Source organism: Microbispora sp. CA-102843, assembly GCF_050936215.1.
GTDB lineage: Bacteria > Actinomycetota > Actinomycetes > Streptosporangiales > Streptosporangiaceae > Microbispora.
The window spans coordinates 2,626,313-2,651,531 of record NZ_JBNJNF010000001.1 but is presented as its reverse complement, the minus strand read 5'-3'; the positions used below and the strand labels follow the sequence as shown (position 1 = coordinate 2,651,531).

General features: G+C 72.6%; 19 protein-coding genes and 1 pseudogene. 11 read left to right on the top strand and 9 right to left on the bottom strand.

The genetic code is table 11. The features are described 5' to 3' along the window. Nucleotides 1–36: 36 nt before the first annotated feature. Entirely contained in the window at nucleotides 37–354 is a 318-nt protein-coding gene (locus tag ACQEVJ_RS12485) for a DUF4235 domain-containing protein (protein ID WP_433100351.1), read from the top strand. On the opposite strand, the gene ACQEVJ_RS12480 is transcribed toward ACQEVJ_RS12485, so the two are convergent. From ACQEVJ_RS12480 to ACQEVJ_RS12460, 5 genes are all read right to left on the bottom strand, one after another. Next, nucleotides 344–1,738 carry an alpha,alpha-trehalose-phosphate synthase (UDP-forming) gene (locus tag ACQEVJ_RS12480; RefSeq protein ID WP_433100349.1) on the bottom strand — a complete coding sequence of 465 codons (1,395 nt, stop codon included), beginning with the start codon at nucleotides 1,736–1,738 and terminating at the stop codon, nucleotides 344–346. The two genes, ACQEVJ_RS12485 and ACQEVJ_RS12480, sit on opposite strands and share 11 nt — an antisense overlap. A gap of 259 nt (nucleotides 1,739–1,997) precedes the next feature. Further along, nucleotides 1,998–2,750, bottom strand: a complete 753-nt coding sequence (locus tag ACQEVJ_RS12475; RefSeq protein WP_433100347.1) for a hypothetical protein — start codon at nucleotides 2,748–2,750, stop codon at nucleotides 1,998–2,000. A 19-nt stretch (nucleotides 2,751–2,769) separates the two neighbouring features. Beyond that, nucleotides 2,770–3,069 carry a DUF4193 domain-containing protein gene (locus ACQEVJ_RS12470; protein ID WP_030505490.1) on the bottom strand — a complete coding sequence of 100 codons (300 nt, stop codon included), beginning with the start codon at nucleotides 3,067–3,069 and terminating at the stop codon, nucleotides 2,770–2,772. A gap of 258 nt (nucleotides 3,070–3,327) precedes the next feature. Continuing rightward, complete coding sequence (locus ACQEVJ_RS12465; RefSeq protein WP_433112675.1) at nucleotides 3,328–4,644, bottom strand: sensor histidine kinase; 1,317 nt, start codon at nucleotides 4,642–4,644, stop codon at nucleotides 3,328–3,330. A gap of 177 nt (nucleotides 4,645–4,821) precedes the next feature. Beyond that, a complete protein-coding gene (locus ACQEVJ_RS12460; protein WP_079319347.1) occupies nucleotides 4,822–5,475 on the bottom strand; it encodes a response regulator transcription factor in 654 nt (217 codons plus the stop codon). Between the two features lie 242 nt (nucleotides 5,476–5,717). Here ACQEVJ_RS12460 and ACQEVJ_RS12455 point away from each other — a divergent pair, with 242 nt between their 5' ends. Further along, nucleotides 5,718–5,882 (top strand): hypothetical protein, encoded by a 165-nt coding sequence (locus ACQEVJ_RS12455; protein WP_179155445.1) that lies wholly within the window; start codon nucleotides 5,718–5,720, stop codon nucleotides 5,880–5,882. A gap of 79 nt (nucleotides 5,883–5,961) precedes the next feature. Here the strand turns inward: ACQEVJ_RS12455 and ACQEVJ_RS12450 are convergent, their stop codons facing one another. After that, a complete protein-coding gene (locus ACQEVJ_RS12450; RefSeq protein ID WP_433100344.1) occupies nucleotides 5,962–6,783 on the bottom strand; it encodes an inositol monophosphatase family protein in 822 nt (273 codons plus the stop codon). Between the two features lie 114 nt (nucleotides 6,784–6,897). Continuing rightward, a complete protein-coding gene (locus ACQEVJ_RS12445) occupies nucleotides 6,898–8,841 on the bottom strand; it encodes a prolyl oligopeptidase family serine peptidase (protein ID WP_433112672.1) in 1,944 nt (647 codons plus the stop codon). A 116-nt stretch (nucleotides 8,842–8,957) separates the two neighbouring features. Here ACQEVJ_RS12445 and ACQEVJ_RS12440 point away from each other — a divergent pair, with 116 nt between their 5' ends. Beyond that, entirely contained in the window at nucleotides 8,958–9,959 is a 1,002-nt protein-coding gene (locus ACQEVJ_RS12440; RefSeq protein ID WP_433100342.1) for a ferrochelatase, read from the top strand. 36 nt (nucleotides 9,960–9,995) lie between these two features. Here ACQEVJ_RS12440 and ACQEVJ_RS12435 read toward each other — a convergent pair whose 3' ends face one another. Beyond that, complete coding sequence (locus ACQEVJ_RS12435) at nucleotides 9,996–11,201, bottom strand: lytic transglycosylase domain-containing protein (RefSeq protein WP_433100340.1); 1,206 nt, start codon at nucleotides 11,199–11,201, stop codon at nucleotides 9,996–9,998. Nucleotides 11,202–11,378: 177 nt separating this feature from the next. Here ACQEVJ_RS12435 and ACQEVJ_RS12430 point away from each other — a divergent pair, with 177 nt between their 5' ends. From ACQEVJ_RS12430 to ACQEVJ_RS12395, 8 genes and pseudogenes are all read left to right on the top strand, one after another. Next, a complete protein-coding gene (locus ACQEVJ_RS12430) occupies nucleotides 11,379–12,572 on the top strand; it encodes an MFS transporter (RefSeq protein ID WP_433100338.1) in 1,194 nt (397 codons plus the stop codon). Nucleotides 12,573–12,658: 86 nt separating this feature from the next. Next, nucleotides 12,659–13,951, top strand: coding sequence for a D-arabinono-1,4-lactone oxidase (locus tag ACQEVJ_RS12425; protein WP_433100336.1), 1,293 nt, complete (start codon nucleotides 12,659–12,661; stop codon nucleotides 13,949–13,951). A 500-nt stretch (nucleotides 13,952–14,451) separates the two neighbouring features. Continuing rightward, nucleotides 14,452–15,015: pseudogene (gene sepH, locus ACQEVJ_RS12420) on the top strand (septation protein SepH); the annotation flags it as partial. Between the two features lie 2,213 nt (nucleotides 15,016–17,228). Continuing rightward, nucleotides 17,229–17,555, top strand: a complete 327-nt coding sequence (locus ACQEVJ_RS12415; protein WP_433100333.1) for a hypothetical protein — start codon at nucleotides 17,229–17,231, stop codon at nucleotides 17,553–17,555. A gap of 30 nt (nucleotides 17,556–17,585) precedes the next feature. Beyond that, a complete protein-coding gene (locus tag ACQEVJ_RS12410) occupies nucleotides 17,586–18,623 on the top strand; it encodes a vanadium-dependent haloperoxidase (RefSeq protein WP_433100331.1) in 1,038 nt (345 codons plus the stop codon). Nucleotides 18,624–18,752: 129 nt separating this feature from the next. Next, complete coding sequence (locus ACQEVJ_RS12405; RefSeq protein WP_433100329.1) at nucleotides 18,753–19,889, top strand: helix-turn-helix domain-containing protein; 1,137 nt, start codon at nucleotides 18,753–18,755, stop codon at nucleotides 19,887–19,889. Between the two features lie 218 nt (nucleotides 19,890–20,107). Next, nucleotides 20,108–21,073, top strand: a complete 966-nt coding sequence (locus tag ACQEVJ_RS12400; protein WP_433100327.1) for an ATP-binding cassette domain-containing protein — start codon at nucleotides 20,108–20,110, stop codon at nucleotides 21,071–21,073. A 46-nt stretch (nucleotides 21,074–21,119) separates the two neighbouring features. Continuing rightward, on the top strand, nucleotides 21,120–21,932 hold the full coding sequence (locus ACQEVJ_RS12395; protein ID WP_433100325.1) for an ABC transporter permease: 813 nt from the start codon (nucleotides 21,120–21,122) through the stop codon (nucleotides 21,930–21,932). A 20-nt stretch (nucleotides 21,933–21,952) separates the two neighbouring features. On the opposite strand, the gene ACQEVJ_RS12390 is transcribed toward ACQEVJ_RS12395, so the two are convergent. Further along, the gene (locus ACQEVJ_RS12390; protein WP_433100323.1) at nucleotides 21,953–25,180 is read right to left on the bottom strand and encodes an AfsR/SARP family transcriptional regulator; all 3,228 of its coding nucleotides are present in this window, start codon (nucleotides 25,178–25,180) and stop codon (nucleotides 21,953–21,955) included. Nucleotides 25,181–25,219 lie beyond the last annotated feature (39 nt).

The following is a 25,219-nucleotide window of genomic DNA, read 5'->3' as shown; positions in this document are numbered from 1 at the left end:
GCGGGGAGACACTAAGGTCGTTATCGAGGAGGAATCATGGCGGACATGGCTCGGGAGGCCAAGCGCGAACTCGGCGCGACGGACAAGCCCGACATGCAGTGGCGGATCGTCGGCGGCCTGCTCGGCCTTACGGTCGGATTCTGCTCGCGCAAGGTGCTGTCGTTCGCGTGGGAGAGGGCGACCGGCAAGAAGCCGCCGGCGAGCGCCGACTCCCCCGACATCGGACTCGGCGAGGCGATCGCGTACGCCGTGGTGATGGGCCTGGGCATGGAGATCACGCGGATCATCGTCACGCGGTCGGCGGCGAAGAAGTGGCGCTCCTGGAAGGACGCCGCCCGGGAGCTCACTCCGTAGGAACCGGCTCCCCTGACTCCAGGGCCGTGAGGAAGTCGCTGGCCCACCTGTCCACGTCGTAGGTGGCGACCCTGCGCCTGAGCGAGCGCATCCGGCGCCCCAGCTCGTGCGGGGTCGCCCGCATCGCCGCCAGCATCGTCCGCTTCATGCCGTCGATGTCGTACGGGTTGACCATGTAGGCCTGGCGCATCTCGTCGGCCGCCCCGGCGAACTCGCTCAGCACGAGCGCCCCGCGCAGGTCGTGGCGGCAGGCGACGTACTCCTTGGCGACCAGGTTCATGCCGTCGCGCAGCGGCGTGACGACCATGACGTCGGCCGCGCAGTAGAGCGCCGCCAGCTCCTCCTTTTTGTACGACTGGTGGAGGTAGGAGATCGGCATGCGGCCGAGCACGCCGTGCTCGCCGTTGATCCGGCCCACTCTCAGCTCGATGTCGTTGCGCAGCCGGATGTACTCGGCGACCCGCTCGCGGGTGGGCGTGGCGACCTGCACGAAGACCGCCTCGTCCGGCTTGATCACGCCGTCGTCGAGAAGCTCGCTGAACGCCTTGAGCCGCTGGCCGATGCCCTTGGTGTAGTCGAGCCGGTCGACGCCGAGCAGCACGTGCTCGGGATCGCCCAGCTCGGCGCGGATCTCCCTGGCCCGCTGCTGGACGCGCGGCTCGCGGACGAGCTGGTCCAGCTCGCCGAAGTCGACCGAGATCGGGAACGACTCGGCGCGGACCGTCCGGTCTTCGAGCTGGATCTCGTTGCGGAGGTACTGCACGCCGAGCAGGCGGCGGCACAGGCGCAGGAAGTTGGCGGCGCCGCCCGGCCGCTGGAAGCCCACGAGATCGGCCCCGAGCAGGCCTTCGAGGATCTCGTTGCGCCAGGGCAGCTGGTAGAACAGCTCGCCCGGCGGGAACGGGATGTGCAGGAAGAATCCGATCTTCAGGTCGGGCCGCAGCCTGCGCAGCATCGCGGGCACGAGCTGCAGCTGGTAGTCCTGCACCCAGACGACCGCGCCGGGCGCGGCGGCGTCCGCGGCCGCGCGGGCGAACCGGTCGTTGACCGCCCGGTACGCGTCCCAGAGCACGCGCGAGTAGACGGGCGTGGCGACCACGTCGTGGTAGAGCGGCCACAGGGTGGCATTGGAGAAGCCTTCGTAGTACAGCTCGACCTCGAGCTGGGACAGCGGGATGGGGATCAGGTGCATCCCGTCGTGGTCGAAGGGCTTCAGCTCCTCTCCCCCCGCCCCGGTCCAGCCGAGCCAGGCTCCGTCACGGCGCTGCATGACGGGCGCGATGGCGGTCACGAGCCCGCCTGGGCTCCGCCGCCACTCGTTCTCGCCCACGCGATCGACCGGCAGCCGGTTCGCGACGATCAGAAATGAGCTGGTGCCACGCATGAATCCCCTCCAGGTGGTCGCCTGTGACCACCATACGGAAAGTCACCAGTGACCCCCATACCCGTAAGAACATGCACAATCCACGCCCGTCGCTGTGAGAATGATCTCACGCAGCTCATACGGGGTCGGCAAGAGGTTTAGACCAATCGGTGACACTTCCCTATCTGGAAGATCAGGACGGCCGGAGAGTGCCGATTGGGACGGGCACCCGCGCCGCGGCGCGTCACCCGGGGGACGGGGACCGGCGCGGGAGGGGAGATCAGCCGGGCGGCAGCGCGTGCTGGTGGCGCAGATCCGCGCGCACGGCGGCGGCGAGTTTCTTGGTGGCGGCCCGGTTCAGCGCGCCGCCGGCCACGGCGCCGGTGAGGAAGGGGCCGAGCGTGGTGAGGTGACGGCCGAGCGTGCGCATCAGGCGGTTGCGCAGCGCGGTCTTGGCGGCGGTCCCGAGTGCGATCGTGGCCGAACCGGGGGCGAGGGGGTTGACGCCCCGCTGCTTCGACCAGGCGAGCGCGAACGCGGTCGCCCTCTGGGTGCCGGTGCCGGGGACCTCCACGCCGTACACCTCGTGCAGTTCGGCGAGGAGCTTCACTTCTATGGCCGCGACGACCAGCGTCTCGGCCACGATCTGGGCGGGTGCGGACAGCAGGAGCGGCGGCGCGGCGAACTCGGCCGCGGCGAGCGCTCCGCCGACCGCGCCGACCGCCGTCGTCGCCTTCGCGGCGGTGCGGACGAGGTCGTCGGCGAGCTGCTCGCCGGTGAGCCCGTAGTGGTGTTCCCGCAGTGTCTCGTAGTCCCTGACCGGTAACCGCGGTGCGATGTTCATGAAGACGTCGGCCAGCCATCGGCCCCGGCCGACTCCCCGTTCGCGTGCCTTCCGAGCGGACCTTGCCAGGGCCCCGCTGAGGCGGCCGAGCAGCCGACGCCGCTCGGCCCCGTCCGTCTCCTCAGGGGCGACGAGTTTGCCGACCAGGTCGGCGACCTCGTTGTTTGATTCATCCGCTGCTGAAGTCACGGACCCTCCCAAGGGTCTCCTAGGCGGCGCACTCGCGACAGACCTGCTGGCCGTTCTTCTCTGAGGCCAGCTGGCTGCGGTGATGCACCAGGAAGCACCGCGAGCAGGTGAATTCGTCGGCCTGCCGAGGAATCACCCGCAGCGAGAGCTCCTCGTTCGACAGATCCGCCCCCGGCAGCTCCAGCGACTCGGCCAGATCGGTCTCGTCGATGTCGATGCTGCCCGACGACTTGTCGCTCCTACGCGCCTGGAGTTCCTGGAGGCTGTCCTCGTTGAGATCGTCGTCGGTCTTACGCGGGCTGTCGTAGTCGGTAGCCATCTGCTACTCCATCCCCCTCATCTATCTGCCTGCGCCTGTGTCGCGCGTGGATAACGCTCGGAAGGCCGGTGTTGTGCCCGCGGAGGCCGGTAAATTGTGCATTCGGTACCCGCTTGAACGAACACTGAACCTTCCGACACGCGAGGGGTGTCCCACCGGACGCTGCGGTTAGCCAAATATGGCGAAAACCACAGTATCGGCGGTATCCCCACCGCGTTCGACGGCACATCCAACCACATGTGCGGCGCGCACGCTCCATCAGCGCGCCGACTGCGGCGTCCCCGGAGATGCCCCGGCTCCGGTCAGACGCACCGTCACCACGAGACCGCCCCCGTCGCGGGGGACGGCGGCGACCGTTCCGCCGTGTGCGCGGACGATCGCGCGCACGATGGACAGGCCGAGACCCGCGCCCTTGGCGGACTGAACCCGGTCGGCATTCAGGCGCCGGAACGGCTCGAACAGGCTCTCCACCTCGTACGCGGGAACGTGCGGTCCCGTGTTCGCGACCTGAACAACCGCACCCCCGTCGACAATTCCCGTCCGGACCCATACTTTTCCGGACTCGCCGAGATTGTGCTTGATGCCGTTCTCGACGAGGTTGGAGACACAGCGTTCTACGAGAACGGGGTCGCCCGTCGTGGCCGCCGGGTGGAGGTCGTGCTCGACCGTGACGCCCTCTTCCTCCGCGAAGGGGGCCAGTTGCTCCACCGCCGTCCTGGCGACCTCCTGGACGTCCACGGGCTTGCGCACCGACAGCTCGCGCTCGCTGCGGGCGAGCAGCAGCAGGCCCTCGATCAGCCGCTCGTTGCGTGCGGTGGTGCCCAGGAGCGTGCGCCCGAGCACCTTGAGGTCGTCCGACGCCTCGGGGTCGGACAGGGCCACCTCCAGCACCGTGCGGTTGATCGCCAGCGGCGTCCGCAGCTCGTGCGAGGCGTTGTCCACGAACCTCCGCTGCGCGTCGAAGGCGGTGTTGAGCCGGGTGAGCATCGCGTCGAAGGTGTCGGCCAGCTCCTTCAGCTCGTCGTCGGGGCCCTGGAGGTCGATGCGCTCGTGGGCGAGCGAGGTCTCCGACAGCTTCCGCGCGGTCGCCGTCATCTTGATGACGGGCCGCAGCGCCCGGTCGGCCACGACGTATCCCAGCATCAGCGCCAGGATCCCCACGCCGAGCAGCGCCAGCAGCGCCCGCTTCAGCAGCTCGGCCCGCGCCACCGCGGTGACCTCGGCCTGCGACTGGGCGAACTGGTGGTTGGCCTCGTCGATCCACTCCTGCGGCACGCTTCCGCGCGGGAATATGATCTGCGGCACACTCTGCCAGCCGATGTCGATCGCCTGGCCGATCAGCACGTACATGACCATCACCAGCAGCGCGCCGGCGACGAAGACCAGCGCGGCGTACGTGAGGGTCAGGCGCCAGCGGATGCTGACGCGGTTCTGCAGCGACTTGATCTCGTTGAGCAGGTTGCCCCGATGCACCGGATGGGCGACCAGGGGCGGCGGGCCGTCCCAGGCGGGCGGGCCGCTGGGCGGCGGCGGCACCTGGCTGCGGTAGGGACCGGTGCCCATAGGGCTCGACATCCGGCGGGTGGGACCCGCCTTGGCCCGGTCACCGGCCGGAGCCACCTCGCCCTGCGTGGTCGAGGCGGGGTCCGATCCGCCGGGCGACGGGAGTGTCTGGGGCGTCCTCTTCTCAGAGGCGTCACGCGGTTCGCTCACAGGGCCCCCTCCCCCGGGACACAGCGGTGGCGCGGGTCGTCACAGCCGGTACCCGACACCGGGCACGGTCTCGATGACCGGCGGATCGCCCAGCTTCTTGCGCAGCGTCATCATGGTCACCCTGACCACGTTGGTGAACGGGTCGATGTTCTCGTCCCACGCCTTGTCGAGCAGGTCCTCCTGGCTGACGACGGCGCCCTCGGCCCGCATCAGCTCCTCCAGCACCGCGAACTCCTTCTTGGTGAGGTGGACCTCGACCCCGTCCCTCGTCACCTGGCGCCTGCCGGGGTCGAGCCGGACGCCGGCGCGCTCGAGCACGGGCGGCAGCGGCGGCGCGGACCTGCGGCCGAGCGCGCGCACCCGGGCGACGAGCTCCATGAACACGAACGGCTTGGCCAGGTAGTCGTCGGCGCCCAGCTCCAGCCCCTCGACCTTGTCGTCCACGTCGCCCGCGGCCGTCAGCATGATGATCCGCGAGGCGGACCGCTGGGCGACCAGGCGGCGGGCCACCTCGTCGCCGTGCACCTTGGGCAGGTCGCGGTCGAGCACGATCACGTCGTAGTCGATGTAACCGGTCTTCTCCAAGGCGGCCGCGCCGTCGTAGGCGACGTCCACGGCCATCGCCTCCCGGCGGAGGCCGGTGGCGATCGCGTCCGCGAGCACCCGCTCGTCCTCCACCACTAGCACGCGCATCAAGTCCTCCTAGCTGGTATGACGCCCCTCATTGTGGCCATATTCGACGTAAGCCGCTGGTAAGCGGTTCCGGCGCTCTACGTGACGTAGAGCACAGAAATTCACAGGTTTGCGGTCGGTCCGGACATGGGTAAGGCCTCGGACACCCTCCATTGTCGTGTTCCGGGGAAGGGCGCGCCTCTCTGTAGGACCTGTGCCGCAGCCCCACGTGACACGTTTCGCCCCCTGAGAAAGAAGGTGAGATGGGCGAGTTCACGACCACGATCGAAACCAGGCTCGACCAGGCCTACAAGGGTCTTGAAGAGGCCACCACGAGCGGGGACGACTTCCTCGCCGACACCCTCACCGCCGAGATCGAGGACCTGCACCGCCTCGCCGAGGATCACGGCATTTCCATCCAGCGCTGACCGCAACCGACACTGACGAGGGGGCCCGCCGTACGGCGGGCCCCCTCGCCTGTGCCCGGGCTCTCGCGCCCGGACGTCGTCAGTCGCGCTCCGGGTCGAGGGGGACGAGCAGGTCGTGCAGTTCCTCGAAGAGTCCCGGGGCCGCGCACAGCGCCATGTCGGGACTGACCGGCCTGCCGTTCAGGCCGCCGATGCGGGCCCCGGCCTCCACGGCGATCAGGCCCGCCGCCGCGTGGTCCCAGTAGTTGGTGCCGCGCTCGTAGTAGGCGTCGACCCGGCCCGCGGCGACCGAGCAGAGATCGACCGCGCACGAGCCGCCGCGCCGGATGTCCCTGACCTGCGGCACCACCTGTGCCAGCACCTCGGCCTGCACCCGGCGCCGCCCCGCCGCGTAGCCGAACCCGGTGGCGACGAGGGCCTTGGCCAGCGGGACGCCGGTGTTGCAGCGGAGCCGCTCGCCCCTCAGCCAGGCGCCCCCGCCCTTCGAGGCGGTGAACAGCTCGCCGCGCGGCACGTTGTGCACCACTCCCGCGACGATCTCGCCGTCCACCTCGACGCCGATGCTGACCGCCCAGTCCGGCAGGCCGTACAGGAAGTTGACCGTGCCGTCGATGGGGTCGACGACCCACCGGACGCCTCCCTCGCCGGGGGTGTCGCCGCCCTCCTCGCCGAGGATCGCGTCGTGCGGCCTGGCCTCGGCGATCCTGCTGCGGATCAGTTCCTCCGCGGCCCGGTCGAGCGCGGTGACGACGTCGGTGGGGCTCGACTTGGTGGCGAGCACCTCGGGCCGCGCGGGCCGCTTGGCGAGGAGCATCTGGCCGGCCTCCTCCGCTATGCCGGTCGCCAGCTCCAGCAGTTCCTCCACCCGCGCGCGGTCATGCCGGTACTCCCGCTCGTCCATCCTGGCCTGCCCCCTCCTCGTACGTGCTCAAAACGACGTGCGGCCGGCGCCCGGCTCGGGCGTCGGCCGCACGGATGACATCCTCCCAAATCAGGATGTACCGCCATTCAACGGTCAGCTCAGGGACGGCGGCCGGGTCCACTCCTCGTCCAGGACGTGCTGCGCGAGGAAGGCCAGAACGGTCTCGTACCAGGCGATCCCGTTGCCGGGCTTGAGCACCCAGTGGTTCTCGTCGGGGAAGTAGAGGAACTTCGACTCGACCCCCGAGCGCTGGAGGTCCCACCACAGCCGCAGGCCCTCGCCGATCGGCACGCGGTAGTCCTTGTCGCCGTGGATCACCAGCATCGGCGTCCTGATGTCCCCGAGCCACCGGTGGGGCGACAGCCGGGCGTAGCTGGCGGACCCGAGGGCGCCAAACTCCCGCTGCCAGTAGTTCGCGCCGTCGGTGGTGCCCGCGAACTGGTCCAGGTTCCACAGCGAGGCGTGCGTCACGATGGCCCGGAACCGGTCGGTGTGCCCGGCGACCCAGTTGGCCATGTAGCCGCCGAACGAGCCGCCCATCGCCGCCGTCCGCTGCTCGTCGATCTCCGGGCGCTTGAGGCACTCGTCCGTGATCGCCATGAGGTCGGCGTGGGTCACCGGCCCCCAGTCGCCCCAGCCCCGCTTGATCATGTCCTGGCCGTACCCGGTGGACAGGCAGGGGTCGGGCATCAGCACGGCGTAGCCGTGCCTGGCCATGATCCAGGGGCTCCAGCGCCAGTTCCAGTCGTTCCAGCTCGACAGCGGGCCGCCGTGGATCCACAGCAGGAACGGCGCCGGGTCCTCGGCGGTCGCCTCCGCGGGGACGACCAGCCAGCCGCGGATCTCGGTCCCGTCCTCGGCCGTCGCGGTCACCTCGGTCAGCGTGCCGGGCAGGTCCAGCGGCGGCGTGGGCGAGGGCAGCGTCGTCACTGAGCCGTCCGCCGCGATCCGCACCGGCCGCGGCGGCGAGTCGATCGCGCCGCGCAGGGCGTAGACCGAGCCGTCGGGCGCCGGGCACAGCTCGGCGTAGGCGCCGTCGTCCGAGGTCAGCCGCGTGGGCTCGCCCTCGACGGCGACCCGGAAGACCGGCCTGCGGCCCCGGTGGTCGGCGGCGAAGAAGAGCTCCCGCGAGGAGGGCGCCCACGCGACCGACACGGGGAAGATCTCCCGGGCGACCGGGCGCCCTTCACCGGTGGCCAGGTCGATCACCCACAGGTCGAGCGCGACCGGCGTCTCCTCGGCGCCGTGCCGCTCCCGCACGCAGGCGACCTGCCGCCCGTCGGGCGACACCTTGACCGGCCCGGCGAAGTCGTACCCCTCGGACGTCGCGAGCGTGCGCCGCGACCCGTCCGCGACGTCGATCGCGACCAGGTCCGTACGGACCTCCCCGTTCGGCAGGAACACCTGCCAGGTGCTGATCACGGACGAGCCGTCGGGCGTCAGGTCGAACGAGGCGTCGCGCAGCCCGCTGCCCGACTCGGGCGTGAGGTCGCGCACGTCCTCCAGGCCGTCGCGTACGGCGCGGCCGGTGAAGAACCGGGTCCCGGCCGGGCCGAGGTCGTGGTCCCAGTAGCGCACCGGGTAGCCCTCGTGCAGGATCGCGCTGACGCCGGCCTCCTCGCGGGTCTTGCGCCGCTCCTCCTCGGTGCCGGCGTCGCCGGGCAGCACCTCGGAGGTGTAGACGACCACGCCGCCCGCCGCCCGCACGCCGCCGATCCCGCCGGGGCGGGTGGCGACGCGCGACGGCTCGCCACGCTCGGGCAGCAGCCACAGGGCGGCCGTGTCGCCGCCGCTCTCCTTGGCCGTCTCGTCGGGCCGCCGGGAGACGAAGAACAGGGTTCCGTCGGGGGCGAACTCGGCCCCCGCCTCCCCCTTCGCCGACCGGGTCAGCCGGCGGGGCTCGCCTCCGGGGTCCTGGGGGATCTCCCACAGCGCGGTGCCGTACGACTTGCCGTCGGGGTTGAGCGACTGGACCACGGACACGAGCCGGGTCCCGTCGGGCGACAGCCGCAGGGCGTTCACGCGCGGCAGGGCCATGTATTCGCGGATGTCCGGAAATTGGCTCACCGCTCGAACCTACTCGCTGACACACCGCCGCCCAAGCCATATAGGCGCGGACGGAACCGTCGTACCGTCCGCGTAGGGTGTGGCGCATGGGGAGCACCAACGGATATGACGCCCTGCTCGTCGTCTCCTTCGGCGGGCCGGAGAAGCCCGAGGACGTCATGCCGTTCCTGGAGAACGTGGTGCGCGGCCGGGGCGTGCCGCGCGAGCGACTGCTGGAGGTCGAGGCGCACTACCAGAGGTTCGGCGGGGTCAGCCCGATCAACCAGCAGTGCCGCGACCTGATCGCCGCGCTCGACGTGGACCTGCCGGTCTACTGGGGCAACCGCAACTGGCACCCGTTCCTCGAGGACACGGTCCGGCGGATGAAGGAGGACGGCGTCCGCAAGGCGGCGGCCTTCGCCACCGCGGCCTACAGCTCCTACTCCAGCTGCCGGCAGTACCTCGACGACATCGCCCGCGCCCGCGCCGCCGTCCCCGGCGCCCCCGAGATCGTCAAGCTCCGCCACTTCTACGACCACCCCGGGTTCGTCGCGGCGATGGCCGACCACACCCGTGAGGCCCTCGGCCGGCTGCCCGCGGACGCCCGCGAGCAGGCCCGCCTCGTGTTCACCGCGCACAGCATCCCCGTCTCCATGGCCCGCACGGCGGGGCCCACGGGAGGCGCGTACGAGGCCCAGCTCAGGCGGGCCGCCGAACTGGTGACCGCTCAAATCGGTCAGGAACGGCTGGACGAGGGCCGGGCCTGGGACCTGGTCTGGCAGAGCCGCAGCGGCCCGCCCCAGGTGCCCTGGCTGGAGCCCGACGTCTGCGACCACCTGGAGACGCTGCACGCCGAGGGCGTGCGGTCGGCCGTCCTGGTGCCCATCGGGTTCGTCTCCGACCACATGGAGGTCGTCTACGACCTCGACGTGGAGGCCGCGGCCACGGCCGAGAAGCTCGGCATGGCCCTCACCAGGGCCTCGACCGCGGGCACCCACCCGCGGTTCGTGTCGATGGTGGCCGAACTGCTCGCCGAGCCCGAGCCCGCTCCGTGCTCGGCGACCTGCTGCCCGGCGCCCGTACGGCCCGCCGGACGACCGGCCCGGTAGCGGTCCGGCAGGACCCGCGCGGCCGGGCCTTCCGCGTCAGGAGGCGTACGCGCGGGCGTAGGCCTCCGCGAGCGACAGGACCTTGTTCACGTAGTCCCAGGAGTGGTTGTAGAACCACACGGCCTTCCTGAGCTTCTCGCCGCCTGCGCCGGCCCCGTTGGCGCACAGATATTTGGCGGCCGACGGCACCGCGTCGTAGGGACTCCAGATGTCCGCCTCGCCGTCGCCGTCGCCGTCCACGCCGTACGCCTTCCAGGTGGCGGGCATGAACTGCATCGGCCCGAGCGCCCCCGCGGACGAGGGGCCGTTGTTGCGGCCGTGGCTGCTCTCGACCTGGCCGATGGCGGCGAGGACGGTCCACGAGAGGCCGGGGCAGACGGTGGCGGACCGCTGGTAGAGGTCCAGGTAGCTCGTGGGCCGTCCCACCAGGGCCTGCCCCGGCGTGGCCGTGGCCTGCGGCCGGACGGCGGCCTGGCCGACCCGGACGACCTGCGCGCCCTTGCCGAGCAGGCGGGCGACCCCCTTGTCGCTCACCTTGCCCGGGTCGCCGTGGACCAGCACCACGACGCCTTCGGGGAATCCGAGCTTGCGGCCCAGGTCCTGGCTGACCAGGCCGTCCACGCCGGGCAGCCCGAGCGAGGCCGAGGCCGCGACGCGCAGCCGGGGGCCCCGGTCGATCTGGTACTCCGCGCCGAGCTGCATGCCGAGACGTTTGACCGTGGCCGCGTCGGCGACCATCTCGCCCCGCGCGAGCGCGCTCCACACCTCCGGGTGATCGGCCACGTTCTTCGGCGTCCACGACCGGAACGTGGCCGGGTCGACCGCGAGCAGCCGCAGGGCCGTGCCGGACACGCGCACCGCGCCGCCGTCGGCGACCGCCACCTTCTGCACGTGCCGTTGCTTGGCGATCTTCAGCAGGGTGCTCTGCGGCACCCGCTTCGGGGAGATCGCCAGGAGATGCGGCAGCGTGACCTGCACGCCGGGCCCGCCGACGACGGGCGCGCTCGACGGCAGCGAGCGGTCGGGTACGAGGCTGCCCGCCGTCGCCCGCGCGGCCGGAAGGGGATTGTCGGCCCGCGTCCGGTCCGTCTCCGCCCGGCCGCCGCCGGCCGCCAGCGCGCCGTTTTCCGGCCAGGTGACCAGGAAGGCGGTGCCGGCGGTGATGACGCTCAGGATCACGACCGCGAGGCCGGTCACGATCGGGCGGAGCCGCATGGAGGCGGAATGAGTGGACGAACTCACCTCAGCCCCTCCACCCCCGGCGCGGAAAAATCACTTGCCTCATGATATGCGGGTAGGCGATGGTCAAATCGGAGACAAACGCCGTCCGCGTGTCCCGGGGCCTCTCCCGGGACCGCCGCCGCTGTCGAACGGCCGGCCCGGACGCACACGCACTACCGTGCCGAAGGGGAACACAACATGGTCGGGCCGTACCGCGGGCTGTTCGGCGCGCCCGGAGTCAAGGGCTTCGTCATCGCGGGGTTCGTCGGGCGGGCGCCCATGTCGATGCTCGGCATCGGCGTCATCCTGCTGATCACCGCCATCACCGGCTCGTACGCGAAGGCGGGGGCCGTGGCGGCGACCCTCTCGATCGCGGTCGCCGTGGCCGGGCCCCTCTCGGGGCGGCTGGTGGACCGGTTCGGCCAGGCGCGGGTGCTGGTCCCGCTGGTGCTGCTGCACGGCTGCTCGCTCACCACCCTGATGCTGTGCGCACACGCCGGGGCTCCCGAGTGGACGCTGTACGCCGCCGGCGCGGCGTCCGGGGCCACCGGGATCTCGCTCGGCTCGATGGTCAGGGCCCGCTGGTCGCACGTGCTCGACGACCCCGCCAAGCTGCACACCGCGTTCTCGTTCGAGTCGGTGGCCGACGAGTTGATCTTCGTCGGCGGCCCCGCCTTCGTTACCGCCCTCACGATCGCGATCAATCCCTACGCGGGCCTGATCGCCGCGATCGTGCTGACCGTGTCGGGCACGCTGGCGTTCGCCTCGCTCCGCGGCACCGAACCGCCTGCCGTACGGCACCGTGGGGCGGCCGGGTCCCCGATCGCGATCCCGGGCGTGGCGCTGCTGTCGGCGGTCTTCCTGGCCATGGGCGCGGTGTTCGGTTCCGTCGACATCATCACCGTGGCCTTCGCCGAGGAGCATGGCAGCAAGGGCGCGGCCGGACTGCTGCTCGCGTCGATCGCGTGCGGCAGCGCGGTCTCCGGCCTGTGGTATGGCTCGCGGCAGTGGAAGATCAGCCTGCGCGCCCGGTTCGTCCGCGGGCTCGCGCTGTTCGCCGCCGGGCTCACGCCGGTGCTGCTCATGCGCGACGTGCGGGTCATGGCGCTGGCGCTCTTCGTCGCCGGCCTGTCCATCTCGCCCACCCTCATCACCGGGTTCTCGCTGGTGGAGCGCATGGTGCCGGCGACCCAGCTCAACGAGGGCATGGCGTGGATCACCACCTCGATCAACCTCGGCGTGGCCGTGGGCTCCTGGGCGGGCGGACGGCTGACCGACGTGTTCGGCGCGTCCAACGCGTACGGCTTCTCCTATGCCTGCGCGCTGCTCGCGGCCGTTGTGGGCCTCACCGGCTCGGCGCTGGTCCGGGTGCGTCATCAGCACACGAACTGAGACCGAGGCCGGCCCCGTAGGCAGCGGGCCGATTCATGAGTAGTGTTCATGTTCACCCCGGGGCAGGCGCCGGGGCGAGGAGGAGCATGGACGCCTTCGTCAACTGGGCGCGCAACCAGTCGGTCACCCCCGCGGAGGTCCGCGCCCCCGCGTCGGCGGACGAGGTCGCCGACGCCGTACGGGACGCCGCGAAGACGGGCCGGCGAGTCCGCATGACCGGCACCGGGCACTCGTTCACCGGAGTCGCGCTCACCGACGGCATCCTGCTGCGGCCCGGCGCGCTGACCGGCGTCCTCGACGCGGGCGACGGGTGGGTCAAGGTCGCCGCGGGCACCCCGCTCCACGCGCTCAACGAGGAACTCCACCGGCGCGGCCTGGCGCTGGCCAACATGGGCGACATCACGGCCCAGACCGCCGCCGGGGCGATCCAGACCGGGACCCACGGCACCGGCAGGCACGTCGGCGGCCTCGCCGACCAGGTCGTCGAACTGGAGATGGTGCTCGCCGACGGCTCCGTGACGACCGTGCGCGAGGGCGACCTGTTCGACGCGGCCCGGGTGGGCCTCGGCGCGCTGGGCATCCTGACCGCCGTCACGTTCCGGGTGGAGCCCGCGTTCCTGCTGCGCAACCGCCGCGAGCCGATGGCGTTCAGCCGGATCCTCGACACGCTGGACGACCTGACGGAGGCCGACGACCACCTCGACTTCTTCTGGCTCCCCCACACCGACACCTGCCTGGTCAAACGCAACAACCGCGACACAGGACCGGCCCGGCCGCCCGCGGCGTTCAAGCGGTGGCTCGACAACGTCTTCCTGGAGAACACGCTGTTCGGCGCGGCCTGCGCCCTCGGCGCCCGCTTCCCCGGCGCGGTGCCCGCGATCAACGGGATCTCCGCGCGCATGCTCGGCGCGTCGGAGTGCGTCGACACCTCCTACAAGATCTTCACGTCGGTGCGCGAGGTCCGGTTCCTGGAGATGGAGTACGCGATCCCGCGCCCCCACCTCGCCCAGGCGCTGCGGGAGACCCGGGACCTGATCGAGCGCTCGGGCTGGAAGATCACGTTCCCGGTCGAGGTGCGGGTCACGCCGCCCTCGGACGCCTGGCTGTCCACCGCGTACGGCAGGCCCTCGGCGTACGTCGCCTGCCACGTCTACCGCCAGGCGCCCAACCCCGCGTACTTCGAGGGCGTGGAGGAGATCATGGTCAGGCTGGGGGGCCGGCCCCACTGGGGCAAGCTCCACACCCGTAACGCGGACTACCTGCGTGGCGTGTATCCGAGGTTCGGCGACTTCCTCGCACTGCGCCGCGAAATGGACCCGGACGGGCTGTTCGGCAACGATTACCTCGACCGGGTGCTCGGCGCGTCGCGGGAAGGCTGACCCCATGGCCGCGTAAAGTCCCTCTCCACGGTCCGGCGTCTTCCGCGTGTCGCGTTGCCCGCGCCGGCCCTCGGGCAGGCACATTGCGGAGCACGGGCACACCAGAGCCCGGCGCGCCACTCGAACCCGAGGGAGCAAGCAGGAATGAGACCCTCCCGCAGGTCCGGCCGCACGGCGTACGGCACGGTCACGTCGCCGTGCGCCGCGCTCGCGCCGTACGGACGGGCGGTGGGCGCGCACCACCTGAGGAGACACGACCCTCGCTCTCGCCTTCTGGGCCGGATCGGCGGCGCGGCCGCCGTCTGTGGGCTGCCGCTCCCACACGACCGACAGGTTGCGGAAAGGTGAACGCGAAAAATGTGACCGGGGTCACAACATCTGCCTCGCCCCCTGGCGAGGCGATGTTCGGACATGCCGGGTACGGTGCTGGAAGGCAACCGGCTCACGCGAGAGACTCAAGGGTCCGGGGGAAGACAGAGCACGACGACGAAGGGACTCGCATGCAGGAGCTCCGTCTCGTCGCGGTAAGTGAGGACGGAACGTACCTCGTTCTGGCGACGGCCGGGCGGGGCACGCGCTTCACGCTGCCCGTCGACGACCGGCTCCGCGCTGCGGTTCGCGGCAACTTCTCCCGTCTCGGCCAGTACGAGATCGAAGTGGAGAGCCCGTTGCGTCCCAAGGAGATCCAGACTCGCATCCGTGCCGGCGAGACGGCGGAGGAGATCGCGGCCACCGCCGGCATTCCGGTGGAGAGAGTCCGCTGGTTCGAGGGACCGGTTCTCCAGGAGCGCGAGTACATGGCCCAGCAGGCCCAGCGGGTCTCGGTCCGGATGCCGGGCGAGACGACCCCCGGGCCCACGCTCGGCGAGCTGGTCGCCGAACGCCTGACCCGGCGCGGCGTGCCCGCCGACGAGATCGACTGGGACTCCGCCAAGCGCGACGACAACCTGTGGCGGGTGAAGCTCGGCTTCGTCTGGAACGGCCACACCCGGCACGCCGAGTGGCTCTTCGACCCGCGCCGCCGCCACATCACCCCCAACGACGACGAGGCCATGCGCCTGTCGGCCGCGGAGTACGTCGAGCCGGAACGGAACGACGGGACCGTGCGGCCCTTCGTGCCCCGCCTCGCGTCCCCCAAGCTCGCCCCGGTGCCGCCGCTGCCCGAGGCCCCTCCGGGCCGCGGCGAGCCCGGTTTCGGCCTGCCTGCCGTACGCTCCGAGCCCGCCGCGTTCGCCGAGCCCGTGCCGCCGCCGCGGCTGAGCCCGCCGCTGCGCGCGGAATCCGGTCGGCCCGAGCGGCCCGAGCCGTACGCGGACGAGCCGGCGGCGTACCGGCCCGAGCTGACCCCGGTGCCCTTCCGGCTGCCGCAGTCGCTCATCGCCACCCACGATGCCGTGCTCCCGCCGGCCGATGTCCAAGCCGGAGTGGCGGACACGGCGCACAGCGCCGGAGCGTCCGCCGCGCAGGCCGCGCCGCCCGCCGAGACCGCCCGGGTCGTTCCGGACGCTCCGGGCTCGGACGCGGTCGCGGACGGCGCGGGCCGCGAGGACGGTCAGGACGCGGTGGGACTACAGGCCGCGTCCCAGCCTTTCGCGGACACCACACCCGCGCCCACGGCGGAGGCCGCCGCGCCAGGCGCTGTGACCGTCGAGTCCGGCGCGCTCCCGACGGCCGCCGCGGCGGCCGTCGGCGAGGCCACCGTCGCAGGACCGGTGTCCCGCCCGCAGGAGCCCGCCGCCCCGAACACCGCACCCGACGCCTCCACCAGCGCGACGTCACCCAGCACGACGTCATACAGCGCGGACACGCAGGAGGCCACGCGCCCGGCGACGACCGCCGACCGGGTGGCCGCCGAGGACTCCACCACGACCACGAGCACCACTGGGACCACGAGCACCACCGGCACCACGAGCACCACGGCGACCCCGGACTCCACCCAGGACTCCGGGACGACGGGCTCCGGCGCGACGGACGTCGTGGCCGCTGTCGCGTCCTCCCCGGACACCCAGGGCGGCGCCTCCGGCCGCGAGAGCGCAGCTGCCGCTGTAGAGGCCGCCGCGGCGGTCTCCGAGGCGGCTGTGGAGGCCGCGGCACCGGCCGAGCGATCGGCCGCCGCGTCCGCGACGCAGCCGGGCCCCGACACGGGCACGGACACCGTCATGGACACCGCCACGGGCAGGGACACAGCCACGGGCAGGGACACAGCCACGGAGAGGGACACGGACACGGCGGGGGGCACGACGGACGAGGCGTCGCCGGCGGCCGCCGCTCCCGTCACCGTCCCCGCACCCGCGCAGCCCATGGAGTCCGCGAAGGAGCCCGTGACAGGGCCCGCGGCCGACGCCACAGCGGCGAGCGTGCCCGCGCCGAGCGCGCCCCCCGAGGCGATCCCGGGGCCTGCCTCGGAGCCCACCGTGACTCCTTCCGCTCCGGCCACACCGGCGCCTCCGGCCGCTCCGGCTGCTCCGGCGGCAGAGGCCACCACGCCCGCGGCCCCGGCTGCCGCGGCGGCACAGGCTACGCCAGAGGCCCCGGCGGCACAGGCCGAGGCCACGCCAGAGGCCCCGGCGACACAGGCCACGCCGGCCGCACAGGCTCCCGCGCAGCCCGCGGCCGAGGCCGCACCCGCGCGGCAGGCACCTGCGGCTCAGCCACCCGCGGCCCAGGCGCCCCCTGCCGCCCCGGTGCCCCGAACGAGGGACGCCGGGAAGACGCAGCGTGCGGGCGACGGGTCCAAGGACGGGGCGAAGGAGGCGCAGAAGGAGGCTTCGAAGGACGCCAAGCCCGACACGCCCGCCCCGCCCGTGCCGAAGCCGGCTCCCCCGCGGCCCCGCAAGTCGCGCGGACGCCGGGCGTCGGTGCCGACCTGGGACGAGATCATGTTCGGCGCGCGCAAGCAGGACTGACGTACAGGACGCGGCGCCTTCCGGCACCGCCCGCAGAGCCGTCCACGGGGTCGGCGCCTTGACGAACCGGCGTGAAAAGGCCGGCCGGCGAACTCGCCGGCCGGCCTTTCGCGGTCTGTGCGGGCATGCCGCCGTCCCGAATCCCCGTTGCCCCAGGACGCGCCCCGAGACGCCCCGTCACGGCGTGACCGGACGTCGCGGGCAGCTCTTCCAGGCGTTTTCACGCGGGCGGGGCCGTACGGGAGCGTCCGGAACAGTTCCGCACGATCATGAACCTTGTCCTGCGTCTCGCCGATCAAGGATCTTCCGTGGTGCACCCCTCTCCCCGGCGCCGGGCCGGGGAGAGGGGGCCTTCCCCACGGAGGTTCTCCTTGCATCGACGTTCACGGTGGAAACGCGTACGCGTGATCGCGGCGGCCGCTGTGGTCACCGCCGGCACGCTGGTCGCGCTCCCCCAGGCAGCGCACGCGGCGGTCACGGGGCCACCGCCGCAGGCGTCCGCCTTCGACCACGTGCTCTACTGGAACAGCGTCTTCCTCGACACCATCCGCACCCTTCCCCGGGACGGCGTCGACCCGCAGTCCAGCCACGACGGGGACCCGACCCGGCTCGCGCGGGCCGGCGCCATGCTGCACATCGCAATCCACGACGCGAACTGGCCGGCCGCGCCGGTCACGTACCTGCCGAAGATCACGTAGCAGAACGCGAGCGACTCGATAGAGGCCACGATGGACGCGGCGGCGCACCGCGTGCTCGAACACCTCTATCCGTACATCGACTTCGACGCGAACCTGGCCTACGCGCTCGCGCAGATCCCCTCGTCGGTCCCGTCCCGCTACATCCAGGGCGGCCGGGCCGACGGCGAGAGGATCGGCGACCTGATGATCGCCGGAAGGTCGGGGGACGGGCCGGCGTTCGACCTCTCCTACACGGAGGGCACGGTCCCCGGCGCGTGGCGGCAGACGGGCTCAGGACCGGCGGTGGCGCCGAACTGGTGGAAGCTCAAGCCGTTCGCCATGACGTCCTCCACGCAGTTCCGGCCGCCGCCGACCGGCGGCTTCACCTCCTACGACCAGCTCGTACGCAGCTCCCAGTACGCGCAGCAGGTCAACGAGGTCAAGGCGTACGGCGGGGCGAAGAACCCCACCTCGCGGTCCGCCGACCAGACGCAGGCGGCGTTCTTCTGGGCCAACGACGGCAAAGGGACCTACCGGCCGGTGGGGCAGCTGTTCGCCATCACCCAGACGGTCGCCAAGCAGAAGGGGCTGAGGCAGAACGAGACGGCCGAGCTGTTCAACCTGCTGTCCATGGCGCTGGCCGACGCGTCGATCGTCGCCTGGGGAGCGAAGTTCGACACGCCGATCGACCTGTGGCGGCCGGAGAGCGCGATCAGGCTGGCCGACCCGAGTCTCAACCCCGCCGTCACGCCCGACCCATCCTGGGAGCCGCTGTCGGTGAACGCCGCCGGACAGCACTTCTCGCCGCCCTTCCCCGCGTACATATCGGGGCACGCCACGTTCGCGGGGGCCTGGGCGGGCGTGATGCAGAGGTGGTTCGGGCACAACCTGACCTTCACCGCGTCCACCGACGATCCGAACGCCAACCCGAAGACCAGGACCTTCACGAGTTTCGAGCAGGCCGCCGAGGAGGACGCCCTCAGCAGGCTCTGGCTCGGCGTCCACTACCGCTGGGACGCCGACCGCGGCCTCGACGCGGGATTCAACCTGGGCGACTTCGTCTACGTGACCAAGCGCGACCAGGGATAAGAACCGAGCGACACCTCCAGGCCCCTCCGGGCGGCGGAATCCGCTGACCCGGAGGGGCTGCCTCGCGTCATCGATCTTTGTTAGTGTTTCGCCCGGATCGACGCCGAAGCGTGGCTTGGGAGGATCGTCGTGTCAGGGCCGTTAAACGCGCCTCCCCCGCCCGACGGCCTGACCACCCCGGCCGAATTCGTCGCCGCGCTGGGCCGTCTCCGCCAGTGGTCCGGCCTGACCTACCGGCAGCTCACGGCCGCCGCGAAGGCGTCGGGAGACGTGCTGCCCACCAGCACGATCGCGGGGGCTCTCGGGCGCACGACCCTCCCGAGGGAGGAGTTCGTGGCGGCCTTCGTACGAGCCTGCGGGCTCGGCGAGGCCGAGACGGCGCGCTGGGTGGCGCACAGGAAACGGCTGGCCGCCGGCATGACGCCGCCGGCCGATGCGCACGACGCGGCCGCCGGCCCGGACCACCCGCCCGGTCCGCGAGAACAGCCCGGACCGGATGGCCGGCCCGATCAGGCCGATCGCTTGGAGCCCGACGGTCTCGACCGGCGCGAACAGGCCGGTCCCGCGAACCCCGCCGTGCCGGGCGACCCTTCCGGACCGCGCCGAGACGCCGTACGACCGGAGACTCGGGCGCTGCGGCGGTTCGCCGTGGCGGGGGCGGGCGTCGTGGTCCTGCTCCTCGCCACGAGCACGGTCCTGCCGGAGCTGCGTGCCTCCTTGACCGGCGGCGGCGCGCGGCCCTCGGCCTCCCCCGCCGCCGTGACGGCCGGAAGCACCCGCACGCCGCGCGACGGGTGGTACCACATCGTCCCCTCACACGTCGCCGGACGCGACCTGTGCATCGGAGAGGGACGCGAGCGCAACGGGCGGACCGACCGGCCGTTGGCCGTGCAGCGGCCCTGCCGCGACGTCGTTCCCGACACCTACCTGCACCGGATCGGCGACGGCGCCCACGAGATCCAGTGGCACCATCCCAAAGAGGGCACCGGCTGCCTCACCGTCGACGAGGCGCTGACCGGTCCGGGCGTGCTGATCGCTCCCGCGAACTGCTCGGGGGCGCCGCACCAGCTGTTCCTGCTGAAGCCCGCGGGGGCGGGGTTCGCCCTGAGCCCCCTGCACAGCGGGCTGTGCCTCGGAGCGCTGTACGGCGAGGCCGACGTGGTCCCCGGCGCGGAGCTCGCCCAGAAGTCCTGCACCGGGGGTCCCGATCAGGTGTTCCTCTTCCGCCTGGCGCCCGCCCCGACCTGGACGAAGACACCACGCTGACCGCACGCGCCCGGCCCGCGCGCGCGTCCCACCGAGCCGCGTTCTCTCCGGCCGGGAGCTCCGCCGGCCCCACGACCTCCGCCGGGTCGCGGAGCTGACCTGTCACGCCTTACACCCCAGGGACGCCGTCAGCGATATGTCAGCGGCTGACGGCCGCCCTCAGGGCCCTGTCAGCGCCGCTCCGCAGAGTGGATGCGCAAACGAGCGGAGGAGACGCGATGGGATACGCGATCCAGGCGGAGGGCCTGGCGAAACGGTACGGAGAGACGAGGGCGCTGGACGGGGTGGACCTGGAGGTGCCGCAGGGCCGTCTCCTGGGCGTCCTGGGCCCCAACGGGGCGGGGAAGACCACGGCGGTGCGGATCCTGGCGACGCTCGTGCGGCCGGACGGGGGCGGGGCGCGCGTGGCGGGGTTCGACGTGGTCCGTCAGGCGCACCAGGTGCGTTCGCTGATCGGGCTGACCGGGCAGTACGCGGCCGTCGACGAGACCCTGACCGGGGTCGAGAACCTCGTGATGATCGGCCGCCTGCTGGGCCTGACGAGGGCGGACGCCCGGCGCAGGGCCGACGGCCTGCTCGACCTCTTCGCGCTCACCGACGCCGGCGGCCGGGCGGCCAAGACCTACTCGGGCGGCATGCGCCGCCGGCTCGACCTCGCCGCGAGCCTCGTGGGCCGCCCCCAGGTGCTGTTCCTGGACGAGCCGACGACCGGCCTCGACCCGCGCAGCCGCACCGAGCTGTGGGCCGTCGTCCGCGGCCTCCAGGACGAGGGCGTGACCGTCCTGCTCACCACGCAGTACTTGGAGGAGGCCGACCAGCTCGCGGACGACATCGTGGTGTTCGACCACGGGAAGGTGATCGCGAGCGGCACGCCTGACGGCCTGAAGGCGGCGACCGGGGGCCAGGTCCTGGAGGTGCGGCCCATCGAGGCCGCCCACCTCGATCTCGTCCGCCGCGTGGTGGCCGACGTGCTCGACGTCACGCCGGAGGTCTCCCAGGGCCAGGTCACGGCCCCGGTGCGCGACCCCGCGGCCGTCCCCGCGATCGTACGGCGCCTCGACGACCTCGACGTGGTCGCGGCGGAGCTGTCGCTGCGCCGCGCGAGCCTCGACGAGGTGTTCCTCGCGATGACCGGGCACCGCGCCGTGGACGAGGAGCAGAAGAACGCCGAGGCCGCGGCGTGAGGCCGCGACGGGAGTCACAGGACGCACGAAGCGACGAGGAGACACGATGACCACGATGGCCCGGACCGCGCCCACGGTCGCGGCGTCCCCCCGGCCGGGCCCGGGGGCGGCCCTGAGCCACACGATGACGCTCGCCTGGCGCAGCCTGGTGCAGATCAAGCACAACCCGATGGAGCTGCTCGACCTCAGCGTGCAGCCGATCATGTTCCTGCTGCTGTTCACCTACGTGTTCGGCGGGGCCATCTCGGGCTCCACCGGCGACTACCTGCAGTTCGCGCTGCCCGGCCTGGTCGCACAGAACATGCTGTTCGCGAGCATGACCACGGCCGTGGGACTGAGCACCGACATCGGCAAGGGCGTCTTCGACCGGCTGCGCAGCCTGCCGATCGCCCGCTTCGCACCGCTGGCCGGGCGCATCGTCGCCGACACGCTGAAGCAGGTCTGGGCGTTCGCCCTGTTCCTCGGGCTGGGCATGGTGCTCGGCTTCCGGGTGCACACGGGGATCGCCGGGGTGCTCGGCGCGCTCGCGCTGCTGCTGGCGTTCGCGCTCGCGATGTCGTGGATGGCGGTGCTGGTGGGCGTCACCGCGACCAGCCAGGAGAAGGTGCAGATCATGATGTTCTCGCTGATGATGCCGATCACCTTCACCAGCAACGCCTTCGTCGCCACCGACACCATGCCGTCGTGGCTGCAGAAGTGGGTGGAGGTCAACCCGGTCAGCCACCTGGCGGACGCCGTCCGCGGACTGCTGAGCGGCGGGCCGGTCGCGTCGGACACGACGATCTCGCTGCTGTGGGCCGCGGGCATCGCGGTCGTCTTCGCCCCGCTCGCCGTCCGCGCCTTGCGCAACCGCACCTGAAAGCACGGCGTCCGGGCGGGTCACGGCCCGGCGGACGCGAAGGCCAGCACCTCGTCCCGGCTCATGGCGCGCCCGCGCTCGCGGCACCGGGAGAACTCCCCCGGCCCCAGCGCGGACCGGGCGGCGCCGGCCACCCTCCGGTGGTCGATGCTCAGGTCGTGGACGAACCCGCGGACGGCCTCCGCCCCGCCGAGGATGACGGCGGCCCGCGCGTGGTCGCCGTCGCGGGCGGCGAGCGCGGCGTGCCCGACGAGCACGTGCCCGATGACCGGAGCGTCGTTGGACTCCACGGCGAGGGCCAGCGCCTTGTCGTGCAGGGCGCGTGCCGCCGCCGCGTCTCCCTCCTGCTCGGCCAGCATGCCGAGCGAGGTCGTCAGCGTCGCCTGGAACTGCGGGATCGTCCACGTGGAACTCAGCAGCCGGACCGCCTCGTCGTAGAGGTGCCGCGCCGTCTCGAGGTCGCCGTCCGCCCTGGCGAAGTCGCCCCGCACGTGCCGCACCCCGGCCAGCCCGAGGGGGTCGCCGGTGGCGTCGCACACCCGCTCGGTCTCGCGGAGAGCCGCCTCGGCGGCCTCCCGGTCGCCCGCCGCGTTCAGTGTGACGGCCAGGCGGGTCCGCAGGAACGGCGTCTCCTCGACGGCCCCGACCTCCTCCAGGAGCGCGATCGCCTCCCTCATCAGGGGCACGGCCTCCCGGAAGTCGCCGCGCATCGCGTTCGTCTCCGCGAGGACGCTCAGGCAGTTCCCCACCCCCCACCGGTCTCCGACCGCCCTGAACTTGTCGAGCGCGAGCACCAGGTCGGCCTCGCCCTCCTCGGAACGGCCCGCGTTGAAGTACAGGTTGGCGCGGAAGATGCGGGCGGAGGCGGCCACCCAGTCGTCCGGATGCCCGAGCAGCGGCTCCAGCCGGGACTCCGCCTCCCCGTGCAGGCCGGAGAACATCGCCATGATCGGCACCGCGATCGCCACGAGCGGGTGCAAGGCGGGGCTCTGGTCCTCGCTCGCGTACCGGATCGTGGCCGACAGGCTCCGCCCGGCCTGCGGCAGGTTCCCCTCCCCGCCCGCGCTCATGATGCCGTGCACCGCGTGGGCCAGCGCCAGCCGCGCGGGGTCGCCGTCGTCGCCCGCCAGGGCCAGCGCCTCCGCCGACCGCTGGGCGCCCTCCAGCCGGTGGCCGGACAGCCACCAGTACCACCCGAGTCCGCCGACCAGGCGCAGCGCGAGGTCCGCCTCGGCCTCCTCGCAGGCCCATCTGAGGGCCGACGACAGGTTGTCGTGTTCCGTCGACAGCCGGGTCAGCCCCTCCATCTGCTCCGCCCCGCGCAGGTGCGGCTCGGCGGCCTCGGCGAGGCGGGCGAAGAACTCGGCGTGGGCGATCCGCACCGGCCGCTCGTCGCCCGACTCGGCGAGGCGTTCCGCGGCGTACGCCTTGATCGTCTCCAGCATGCGGTAGCGGCAGCCGTCGAACACGACCAGCGACTTGTCCACCAGCCTGCCGAGCACGTCGATGTCGCCCTCGCAGACCCGCTCGGCGGCCTCCAGCGTGGCCCCGCCCGCGAACACCGCCAGCCGCGCGGCGAGCGCGCGCTCGTCGGCGTCGAGCAGGTCCCAGCTCCACTCCACGACGGCGCGGAGCGTCTGGTGGCGGGGCATCGCCGTACGGCTTCCGCCGGTGAGCAGCCGGAACCGGTCGCCGAGCCGCTCGGCGATCTGCCCGGCCGACAGCGTGCGGAGCCGGGCGGCGGCCAGTTCGATGGCGAGCGGCATGCCGTCGAGCTCGCGGCAGATGCGCTCGACGGCGTCGCGCTCGCCGTCCACGGGATAGCCGGGGCGTGCGGCGGCCGCCCGCTCGGCGAACAGCCGCACGGCGTGACCGGGGCCGAGCGGCCCGACCGGCCACAGCCTCTCACCGGTGATGCCGAGCGGCTCCCTGCTGGTGGCGAGGATGCGCAGGCCGGGGCACTCGGCGAGGAGCCGGTCGGCGAGCGCGGCGGCCTGCTCGACCACGTGTTCGCAGTTGTCCAGCACGATCAGCGTGTCGCGCGCCGCCAGAGCGGAGACGAGCCGGGTCACCGGGTCGGACTCCCCGCCCGGCGCGGACGGCATGGCGGGCACCGTGCGCACGGGCACCAGGCCGGTGTCACGCAGGCCGAGCGCGGTCAGGACGGCCTGCTGCACCTCCGCCGCGTCCGCGACCGGCGCGAGCTCGACCAGCCAGACGCCGTCGGGCACGCGCGCGGCGATCGCCTCGGCCGACTCCACCGCGAGCCTCGTCTTGCCCGCACCGCCCGGGCCGAGCAGCGTGACCAGGCGGTCGGCGGCGAGGAGCTCGCCGATCCGGCCGACATCGTCGTCCCGGCCGACGAAGCTGGTCAGCCGGGCCCTGAGGTTGCCCCGGCGCGGAGCGCGCGGCGGCGCCTGGTCCACCCGGGCGAGCGCCTGCTCCACCCGAGCAAGCCCTGTGGGCGTCATCGCGGGCGACGGCCGGGTTCCCTCCCCGGCGAGCTCGCCCCTCAGCATCGCGAGGTGGAGCTCGGCCAGCGCGGGCGAGGGGTCGGCCCCGAGCCGGTCGGCGAACACGGACCGGGCCTCCTCGTAGGCGGCCAGCGCCTCGACCCGGCGGCCCGACCCGTAGAGAGCGCGCATGAGCTGTCCGTGCGGCCGTTCCCGCAGCGGATGAACGGTGACGAGCAGCCGCAGCTCCGAAATCAGGTCGGCGTGCCGGCCCAGGGCCAGCTCCGCCTCGATCCTGTCCTCGGTGGCCGCGGTCCTGAGCTCCTCCAGCCTGGCCACCTCGGCCTCGGCGTTCGGCAGGTCGGTCAGCGGAGCGCCGCGCCACAGGCCGAGCGCCTCACGCAGCAGGCCGGCGGCGCGGCCCGGGTCGCCCGTGGCCAGCGCCGCGGCGCCCTCCCTCGCGAGGCGGGCGAACAGGTGGAGGTCCACCTGGTCGGGGGAGACGGCCAGGCGGTAGCCGGACGGCCCGCCGATCACCAGGCCCCGGTCGACCGTGGCCCGCAGCCGGGACACCAGCGCCTGCAGGGCGTTCCCCACACCGCCGGGCGGGCGGTCGTCCCACACCCCCGCCACGAGCGCCTCTGTGGAGACGGTGCGGCCGGCGTCCAGCAGCAGGAGCGTCAGCAGGGCCCGCAGCCGCTGCCCGCCGACCTCGACCGGCCGTCCGTCGCGCCGTACATCGAGGGGGCCCAGAACGGCGAAGCTCATGCCCGCTCGCGGCGTGTCCCCCTGCATGCCTCGATTGTGGCGGATAAGGGCGCCCGGAGCCTCACA